This window comes from Amycolatopsis anabasis (genome assembly GCF_009765355.1).
GTDB classification, from domain to species: Bacteria; Actinomycetota; Actinomycetes; order Mycobacteriales; family Pseudonocardiaceae; genus Amycolatopsis; species Amycolatopsis anabasis.
In genome coordinates, this window is record NZ_VTHK01000138.1 from 1 (window position 1) to 3,086 (window position 3,086).

The 3,086-nt window shown below is 56.9% G+C and carries 2 rRNA genes; both read left to right on the forward strand.

Going from position 1 to position 3,086, the window contains the following annotated elements:
- Positions 1-2,887 (forward strand): 23S ribosomal RNA (locus FXO23_RS50320); the annotation flags it as partial.
- Between the two features lie 80 nt (positions 2,888-2,967).
- Positions 2,968-3,084: ribosomal RNA gene (gene rrf / locus FXO23_RS50325) — 5S ribosomal RNA — on the forward strand.
- Positions 3,085-3,086: the final 2 nt, after the last annotated feature.

Below are 3,086 nucleotides of genomic sequence, written 5' to 3' on the forward strand. Positions count from 1 at the left end.
AACCGTGATTCCGTGAGTAGTGGCGAGCGAAAGCGGAGGAGGCTAAACCGTGCACATGTCAAGCTGTCAGGCGTTGTGTGTGCGGTGTTGTGGGAGCCAGCGTCGAGGATCTGACAGTCCTCGGGACATGCGCGCGTGTTAGCGGAACGCTTTGGGATGAGCGACCGGAGTGGGTGAGAGTCCCGTACGCGAAAACATGTTGTGTTGTGTTTGTTTGGTGTTCCCGAGTAGCAGCGAGCTCGTGGAATTTGCTGTGAATCTGCCGGGACCACCCGGTAAGCCTAAATACTTCCTGGTGACCGATAGCGGACTAGTACCGTGAGGGAAAGATGAAAAGTACCCCGGGAGGGGAGTGAAAGAGTACCTGAAACCGTGTGCTTACAAGCCGTCAGAGCACTTTTGTGGTGTGATGGCGTGCCTTTTGAAGAATGAGCCTGCGAGTTAGTGCTGCGTGGCGAGGTTAACCCGTGTGGGGTAGCCGTAGCGAAAGCGAGTCTGAAGAGGGCGTGTGTAGTCGCGTGGTCTAGACCCGAAGCGGGGTGATCTACCCATGGCCAGGGTGAAGCGCCGGTAAGACGGCGTGGAGGCCCGAACCCACCAGGGTTGAAAACCTGGGGGATGAGCTGTGGGTAGGGGTGAAAGGCCAATCAAACTCCGTGATAGCTGGTTCTCCCCGAAATGCATTTAGGTGCAGCGTCGCATGTTTCCCCATGGGGGTAGAGCTACTGGATGGTCTAGGGGCCTTACCGGGTTACCGAAATCAACCAAACTCCGAATACCGTGGGGTGAGAGTGTGGCAGTGAGACGGCGGGGGATAAGCTTCGTCGTCGAGAGGGAAACAGCCCAGAACACCAGCTAAGGCCCCTAAGTGTGCGCTCAGTGGGAAAGGATGTGGGATTGCCCAGACAACCAGGAGGTTGGCTTAGAAGCAGCCATCCTTGAAAGAGTGCGTAATAGCTCACTGGTCAAGTGGTCCTGCGCCGACAATGTAGCGGGGCTTAAGCGCATCGCCGAAGCTGTGTCACTCACACGTTACATCCGCTCAACCTTTCGGGGTTGTGTGTAGTGGTGTGGGTGGGTAGGGGAGCGTCCTGCATCCAGGGAAGCGGCCGCGTAAGCGAGCCGTGGAGGGTGTGGGAGTGAGAATGCAGGCATGAGTAGCGAAAGCAGAGTGAGAAACTCTGCCGCCGGATGACCAAGGGTTCCTGGGCCAGGCTAATCCGCCCAGGGTAAGTCGGGACCTAAGGCGAGGCCGACAGGCGTAGTCGATGGATAACGGGTTGATATTCCCGTACCCGAGCATGTGCGCCCGTGATGAGGCACATGATACTAACCACCCGAGTTGCTGGATCCCTTCGGGGTGAAGGTGGTGAGCGTGGGACCTGAGTGTGTAGTAGTCAAGTGATGGGGTGACGCAGGAAGGTAGCTCCGCCAGCGAATGGTTGTGCTGGTGTAAGCGTGTAGCCCGGGACATAGGCAAATCCGTGTCCCGTGAAGGGTGAGACGTGATGCGTAGCCGATTGAGGTGAAGTAGGGTGATCCTATGCTGCCGAGAAAAGCCTCTAGCGAGTGCATGCACGGCCCGTACCCCAAACCAACACAGGTGGTCAGGTAGAGAATACTGAGGCGATCGGGTGAACTGTGGTTAAGGAACTCGGCAAAATGCCCCCGTAACTTCGGGAGAAGGGGGGCCAGAGCACTTGAAGCCCCGTGCGGGCTAGGGTGAGTTGGCCGCAGAGACCAGCGGAAAGCGACTGTTTACTAAAAACACAGGTCCGTGCGAAGAAGCAATTCGATGTATACGGACTGACGCCTGCCCGGTGCTGGAACGTTAAGAGGACCGGTTAGCCTTTCGGGGCGAAGCTGAGAATTTAAGCGCCAGTAAACGGCGGTGGTAACTATAACCATCCTAAGGTAGCGAAATTCCTTGTCGGGTAAGTTCCGACCTGCACGAATGGCGTAACGACTTTCCGGCTGTCTCAACCACAGGCCCGGCGAAATTGCATTACGAGTAAAGATGCTCGTTACGCGCGGCAGGACGGAAAGACCCCGGGACCTTTACTATAGCTTGGTATTGGTTTTCGGTTCGGCTTGTGTAGGATAGGTGGGAGACTGTGAAGCGCTCACGCTAGTGGGTGTGGAGTCGTTGTTGAAATACCACTCTGGTCGAATTGGGAATCTGAACCTACGCCCATGATCTGGGTGAGGGACAGTGCCTGGTGGGTAGTTTAACTGGGGCGGTTGCCTCCTAAAGGGTAACGGAGGCGCCCAAAGGTTCCCTCAGCCTGGTTGGCAATCAGGTGTTGAGTGCAAGTGCACAAGGGGGCTTGACTGTGAGACTGACAGGTCGAGCAGGGACGAAAGTCGGGACTAGTGATCCGGCACCTCCTGGTGGAAGGGGTGTCGCTCAACGGATAAAAGGTACCCCGGGGATAACAGGCTGATCTTGCCCAAGAGTCCATATCGACGGCATGGTTTGGCACCTCGATGTCGGCTCGTCGCATCCTGGGGCCGGAGTAGGTCCCAAGGGTTGGGCTGTTCGCCCATTAAAGCGGCACGCGAGCTGGGTTTAGAACGTCGTGAGACAGTTCGGTCCCTATCCGCCGCGCGCGTAGGAGACTTGAGGAAGGCTGTCCCTAGTACGAGAGGACCGGGACGGACGAACCTCTGGTATGCCAGTTGTCACGCCAGTGGCATGGCTGGTTGGCTACGTTCGGAAGGGATAACCGCTGAAGGCATCTAAGCGGGAAGCCTGTTCCAAGATGAGGTCTCCCACCCCTTTGTGGGTTAAGGCCCCCAGCAGACTACTGGGTTGATAGGCCAGAAATGGACGCACAGTAATGTGTTGTTGAGTTGACTGGTACTAATAGGCCGAGGACTTGCCACAAACGTGCTACGCATCCGCTCTACAGCTCTGAAACACCACACCACCACCCCGACACGGGTGGGTGTGTTGTTTCGTAGAGTTTCGGTGATGATAGCGTCAGGGAAACGCCCGGTCCCATTCCGAACCCGGAAGCTAAGCCTGGTAGCGCCGATGGTACTGCAGCCGAAGGGCTGTGGGAGAGTAGGACATCGCCGAACAC